Origin of the sequence: Staphylococcus coagulans, assembly GCF_002901995.1 — a bacterium.
Taxonomy (GTDB): Bacteria; Bacillota; Bacilli; order Staphylococcales; family Staphylococcaceae; genus Staphylococcus; species Staphylococcus coagulans.
In genome coordinates this window covers 1-6,006 of sequence record NZ_PPQN01000026.1, presented here as the reverse complement: position 1 = coordinate 6,006, position 6,006 = coordinate 1, and the positions used below count along the sequence as shown (strand labels likewise).

Annotated in this window: 6 protein-coding genes; 4 read left to right on the top strand and 2 right to left on the bottom strand. The window is 35.5% G+C overall.

Annotation, left to right across the window (positions count from 1 at the left end; genetic code table 11):
* Positions 1–154 precede the first annotated feature (154 nt).
* Positions 155–922, top strand: coding sequence for a trypsin-like serine peptidase (locus CD118_RS06845; RefSeq protein ID WP_103356452.1), 768 nt, complete (start codon positions 155–157; stop codon positions 920–922).
* A 263-nt stretch (positions 923–1,185) separates the two neighbouring features.
* Complete coding sequence (locus CD118_RS06840) at positions 1,186–1,953, top strand: trypsin-like serine peptidase (RefSeq protein WP_060829231.1); 768 nt, start codon at positions 1,186–1,188, stop codon at positions 1,951–1,953.
* A gap of 498 nt (positions 1,954–2,451) precedes the next feature.
* Here CD118_RS06840 and CD118_RS06835 read toward each other — a convergent pair whose 3' ends face one another.
* Positions 2,452–3,618, bottom strand: coding sequence for an FAD-dependent oxidoreductase (locus tag CD118_RS06835; protein WP_103356451.1), 1,167 nt, complete (start codon positions 3,616–3,618; stop codon positions 2,452–2,454).
* A gap of 10 nt (positions 3,619–3,628) precedes the next feature.
* Positions 3,629–4,162: a PadR family transcriptional regulator gene (locus tag CD118_RS06830; RefSeq protein WP_103356450.1), complete on the bottom strand. Its 534-nt coding sequence runs from the start codon at positions 4,160–4,162 to the stop codon at positions 3,629–3,631.
* 292 nt (positions 4,163–4,454) lie between these two features.
* Between CD118_RS06830 and CD118_RS06825 the strand changes: the two genes are divergently transcribed.
* Together CD118_RS06825 and CD118_RS06820 are read left to right on the top strand one after the other, a co-directional pair.
* A complete protein-coding gene (locus tag CD118_RS06825; RefSeq protein ID WP_060829233.1) occupies positions 4,455–4,793 on the top strand; it encodes a helix-turn-helix domain-containing protein in 339 nt (112 codons plus the stop codon).
* 36 nt (positions 4,794–4,829) lie between these two features.
* Positions 4,830–5,657, top strand: a complete 828-nt coding sequence (locus CD118_RS06820; protein WP_231909504.1) for a CPBP family intramembrane glutamic endopeptidase — start codon at positions 4,830–4,832, stop codon at positions 5,655–5,657.
* Positions 5,658–6,006 lie beyond the last annotated feature (349 nt).

Here is a 6,006-nt window from a genome sequence, read left to right as displayed (position 1 = left end):
ATATATAACTATCCATATACAAATTTATAGTATTCTATCCTTATTAATACTATTATTTAAAACTGAAAAAAATTCTAAGATTCTATTGATTAAAAGATAAAAATATTATATTCTTTAGTTAGAAATAAAATAATTGAGAAGGAAGTTGAGTACAATGAACAAATTTCTTTTAAAGACGGCAACAGTTGTTTCTTTGTCTTTTATGGCGTTCACACAAGTTTCATATGCCTCGAGTCATGTTGATTACAAGATTATAGGTGAGGACAGTCGTGTAAAAGTAAATAATACAACGCTGAACCCTTATCAATCGATTACTTTTATTGAATCTAAATTTAATAACGTTTATGAAGACTGCAGCGGTACTGTCATTGCGCCTAATAAAGTGATTACGGCTGCACACTGTGTTTATAATCCTGAATATGGCGGATTAACAGAGCAGTCAAAAATAACGCCTGGTTTAAATGGCAAAATCACACCGTTTGGTCAATTTGAATCTAATGATATTAATGTGCCGCAACAATATAAGGATCATCAAGAAGATCAATATGACATTGCAATTATTGATGTCAAACCTAGAAATGGTGTTTCAATCGGAAATGTCGTTAAGCCAATTCAAATAGAAGCATCCGATAATAGTAAAAACAAAGAAGTAGAAATTACAGGATATCCGTCAGATAAGTTTGAGCAATTACGTGTTCAAACACAATGGTCATCTTCATCACTCGTTGATTTCCAAGATGGCAATAAAGCTTACTATACAGCAGATACCATTTCTGGAGAATCTGGGGCACCCATATTTAATAAACAAACAAATAATATCATTGGTGTACATACAGGTGCAGTAGAAACAAATGCAGGTTTATATAATAGAGGCACAACATTTACAAAAAGCATTTTAAACTGGGTGAAGCAAAACCTATAGTCAAAGCGGGAATTGATTAGACTTCAATTACTAAAACGTGGTCAACCCAGTTAGCTATATCCCTGTTCTTTAAAACCTATTTTTAGGCAAAAACGATATGTCATAAGCTTTATTAAATCATTCACCTACCTATGTTGTTGACGATGATCAACAAACAAACGAGGCGGGGCAAACACATAAAAATAATGGTTTGCCCCAAAGCATTGATCGATGCAAATTGTACTGAGTAATATCATTCAATTCAAAAGAAAGAGGAATGCCAAATGAAAAAAACGATAGCCCAAACTTTATCCGTCGCATCATTGTTATTTATCACACTTACACAAGCATCTTATGCAGCAGATACAACGACATATGATGTTATTGATAATGACACACGTGTAAGAGTAGAGAAGACAACAGCAAGACCATATCAAGCGATTACTTATTTAACAACACATTGGAATAAAACGACTGCCGCTTGTACAGGTGCCATCATTGGACCCAACAAAGTCCTTACTGCAGCACATTGTGTTTATAATCCAGACAATGGAGGATTTGTTAACCAAACGAGAATTACACCTGCTTTAAATATAAATTACAAACCTTATGGTGAATTTGTCTCAACGCATGTAAGAGTGCCACAACAGTATATTGAAAATCAAAATAGAGCATACGATATTGCAATTCTTGATGTGCAACCCACTCGAGGAGCTGCTATTGGTAAAGTCGTGAAACCACTTGAGCTAGAAAATGCGAATGATTTTACTGGAAAAAACTTTGAAGTTGCAGGTTACCCATCAGATAAGTTCCATGTCTTCAAAGCGCCGACGATGTGGACAGATTCAGGCGTCGTTGATAAGCAAGAAGGTAATATGGCATACTATACGACTGATGCATCAGGTGGACAATCTGGCGCACCACTCTTTGATCCAGAGACACAAAAAGTTTTTGGTGTACATACAAGTTATGTAAAAGGTAAAAATATTGAAACGAACAGAGGCACAACACTGACATCCGAGATCTATGACTGGGTGAAACAAAATCTGTAGATTATAAAGTGGTCATAAGTCAAAAATTGATTTGACTGGTGTGCCTTGCCTTAGTAAAGGCCACTCGGATTGAGAAAAAGAGAGACATCATCCGGGTCATCGTTACGATTTAACAATTGAGCGTATTCAGCACACAGTTGTGTTGCTGAATGCGCTTTTTTAATTTCTAAATGAAAATAACAGGTATGGGATATTATCATATTCATCCGTACTAGGATCGTCTTAAAGATTTTACCTCTGACACATTTGCCTAAGGTTCTCGTCTAGATTGACAATCATTAGATTGAGTCTATGTCGCTAGAGCGGCTGTTCGTGATTGAATGCGATCCCCCCTTTTTATCAATGATTAAAAGTCATAGGTACTGATTTTTATAACCTATTTTAAGGTTATTCCAAACAGTGTCACAATTCATTAAAGGGGGAAGGTTTCAACCTCCTGTCTCCTAATTTTAATTGGTTATAAACCCATATCCCCGCTCTATTAAAATTCAGGAACTTTTAGTTATGAGAAGTAGGGGAGGTGTTGCGTGTGGGGTCATGAGGATTTTCAAAGAATGCGGTCATCGTTTCGGCACTGTTTTCTGAGAAGAACAACTCTAAGTTTTCTTGGGACTCTTGGGCATGCACTTTTGTGACAACATTCATTTGTTGTTCATAATGTTTGAGTATGTCAGTGACATTGTCATATGTTTTAAATGCATTAGCTAATAAATACGCATCATAAAGTGCCATGTTGACACCTTCACCGGCGAATGGGCTCATCAAATGCGCGGCATCACCGATTAATGTAACGTGAGATTGCGTAACCCAAGTGAGTCCAATCGGTAATTTATAAATACGCCGGAACTTAATGTCATCATAACTATAGCGAATATAATTTTTGAGCGTTTCATCCCAATCGTCAAAATCATTGAGTAATTTTGTTTTTAAGTCTTCCAGTGAGAGGTGTCTATACTGCTCAAGTGTGTCATCATGCGTTTTAAAGCAAATATATGCCATGATACGTCCATCTCCGTTACGTTGACCTAAAATTGCACGATCCCCACCGAGTCCCATCATTTTACCGTTTTTATTAAATGCAAGTAAGTCTGGATGTGCTGCTTCATCACTGTTCATTTCAATCATGGAAATACCAGTATATTCAGGTTGAGATTCTGTTAAATAAGGACGCACTTTAGAAAATGCTCCGTCAGCCCCAATGACTAAATCCGTCACCATTGTGTCACCATTTTCGAAATAAATGATTGTTCTGCCGTCGCTTTGCTCCGCCATACTTTTGAATTGATAGCCGTATTGAATATGTGTTGGATCGATTTGCGCTAAAATAATATCGCATAGTTGACCGCGATCAATTTCAGGTCTGCCACCTTCACCTTCCGCGTCTTCATCATATAAGATTGTTCCGTCTTTGTTGACAATACGTGTATCCTCGCCATCATAACGTGCATAAGTTCGAAAAGCTTCAAAAATCTGTGCTTCTTTTAAAGGAAGTTGACCGCTCTCTTCATGTATGTCTAAAGAACCCCCTCTGTCATTATGCAAATTTTGATGACCACGTTCATAAATTGTAAAGTTGTAGTCTTGTTGTTGTAGGAGGAGTCCAAGCATTAATCCACCTGGCCCCCCACCGATAATTGCAATGTGTTGTAAATTTTGTTTTAACATTTTTAACCTCCTAATTTTCTTCATCTTTTTTTTCTTGAAATGATTCAAGTTGTTGTGCTGTATCTTGAATCAATTGTTCAAAAGCAGCCAGTTGTTTTTTATCATTCATTACATGTTGACCTGCTAATATAAATGATCTAAATAATGACTGTAATGATGTGCGAAGTGCTGTTAATTTTTCTATATCCATTTCTTTAAATTGCGCCATACGTTTAGCATATTCATCATAATGAGGCTGTTCTTTTAAAAATTCGATGCCTTCTTCTGTAATGGTATAGACTTTTTTCTTACCTTCTTTTGAGGTAGATACAAATTCTCGATCTTCTAACATTTGGAGTATCGGGTAGACACTTCCGGGACTTGGAGAGTAAAAGCCTTTAAATTGTGATTCAAGATCCTTAATAATTTGATAGCCATGTTTAGGCGAATCTATTAATAATCTCAAAATCATAAATTGTAAATTCCCTTTCTTAAAAAAACGATCTCTTCTTTGATGTGTGTTAAACATTTTGTCAAAACCCTCTGGTTGATGTGACATAAACATTTTAATTTCCACCTTTCTTTTTCGATATATCGGAATAATAAACGATATATCGTTACTAGTCAAGGATAAACATTTATAACTTTTTAATCACTATTATTTTGAGTAGAAATACTAGAAGAGGGAGCAGTTTGATAACTTTTAGCAATGAACAGTTTGATGTGAATAATGATGAATGTATACGAAAATGTATATGAAAAAGTGCGTTATGCTCAAAATTTGAGGCATCATGCGCAAAATAATAAGCATAAGGGCGTAGGTATGTTTGATAAAATAGAAAAAGGTGGTGAATACAATGCGATTAGCAGATCAAATTAAAAAACTAAGGATTGAAAATGAACTTACACAAGAAATGCTAGCAACAGAAATGCATACGACGAGACAGACGATTTCCAAATGGGAACAAGGGACAATCGAACCCAATATCCAAATGTTAAATAAGCTTGCCTCTTTTTTCAATGTCAGTCTTGATGAACTCGTTAATGGTAATGAAGTGGAAACCAATGGAGACAACGGGACGTCTAATACGGTTGAAAAACCAATCAATGGCTGGACTTTTCTTGCACAAAAATGGTGGTTTGTATTACTGATTGTCATTATTATTTGTGGAACACTAAGTCAAATTTTCGGTTGATTGTTTAACGATTGTTAAAGGGGGCAAAGTTACTTGGTGAAAAATATAATTAAAATCATAGGCATGTGTTTATTATTATTTGTGATAGTTGTTTTTTCGCAAAATTTAGCTATATTGTGGCATTTGTTAGATTTAAAAGGCGTCGAGTATTTATTACACGGTTTAACTTACGGTGTGATATTTATCTTTTTAATAAAACTATTGGTACATAAGGGTTTAAAAAAGGATTGGGCATATTTTAGAGTAAAGCGATTCAGCGGATTACGATTTTGTATAATGTTAGGTGTTTTACTGCCTTTCATTGTTATCGCCATTTATATTATATTTGTGCCGGGCGTTTTCTACTGGACACCGATTGATAAAATAACGGATTACAACGCTATGTTGATTGAAGCTGTCTTCATTGGGGGAATAGTGGCACCTATTGTTGAGGAAATGATGTTCAGGGGCGTGCTGTTAAAATATATTGAAGTTAAAACAAACCGTGTATGGGCAATAGGAATAACATCTGTTTTATTTGGCTTTATTCATTTATTCAATGGCAAGTTAGTCGGCTTGGATTTTGTGTTATTAGTGGTCGGAGGTACGATGGTGGGTGTGATGTTTGGCATTACTGTGTATACATTCAATTCAATTTGGGCAAGCGTGATATTGCACGCACTATGGAATATCACGGGAGGCCTATTACCGATGGTGACATCTAACAGTGACTACGGGATAGTTCAATATGTGATACAATCCCATAATCCATTAGTCACTGGAGGTCAATACGGTATGGATGCTTCCCTCATTTCAATACTTGGCTATGCTAGTGTCATTTTAATGATGTTATATCGACAGAGAACAGCAAAAGTGAATATGTAAATTAACTATTAACAGAGCCGGGGCGGGACAACGAAAACAAATAGATTTCTGTCTCGCAAGAAATATGAATCATTAAGTCTAAGAAAGCGCAGTAGATGTCTGAGGTGTCCATCGCTTTAAAAAGCGGGTCCACCTCTAGTCATCTTTGCCGGGGCGGGACAACGAAATCAAATAGATTTCTGTCCCGCTCCCTTTTATTCATTAAATAAACAGAAAGTTTTGGTATGTAAGATAAATAAGATGAAATGTAACCATAATATATTTTTTAGATTACAATTAAATCATCTTATATAAGATATGTAACAGTTTCTTTTTAAAGTAGTAAAAATATTTAAGACAATCTTAAGAC

Bases quoted from the DNA above. Each gene is read 5' to 3' on its own strand.
- CD118_RS06825 (WP_060829233.1), top strand. From the start codon at position 4,455: ATGCGATTAGCAGATCAAATTAAAAAACTAAGGATTGAAAATGAACTT.
- CD118_RS06845 (WP_103356452.1), top strand. From the start codon at position 155: ATGAACAAATTTCTTTTAAAGACGGCAACAGTTGTTTCTTTGTCTTTT.
- CD118_RS06830 (WP_103356450.1), bottom strand. From the start codon at position 4,162: ATGTTTATGTCACATCAACCAGAGGGTTTTGACAAAATGTTTAACACA.
- CD118_RS06840 (WP_060829231.1), top strand. From the start codon at position 1,186: ATGAAAAAAACGATAGCCCAAACTTTATCCGTCGCATCATTGTTATTT.
- CD118_RS06835 (WP_103356451.1), bottom strand. From the start codon at position 3,618: ATGTTAAAACAAAATTTACAACACATTGCAATTATCGGTGGGGGGCCA.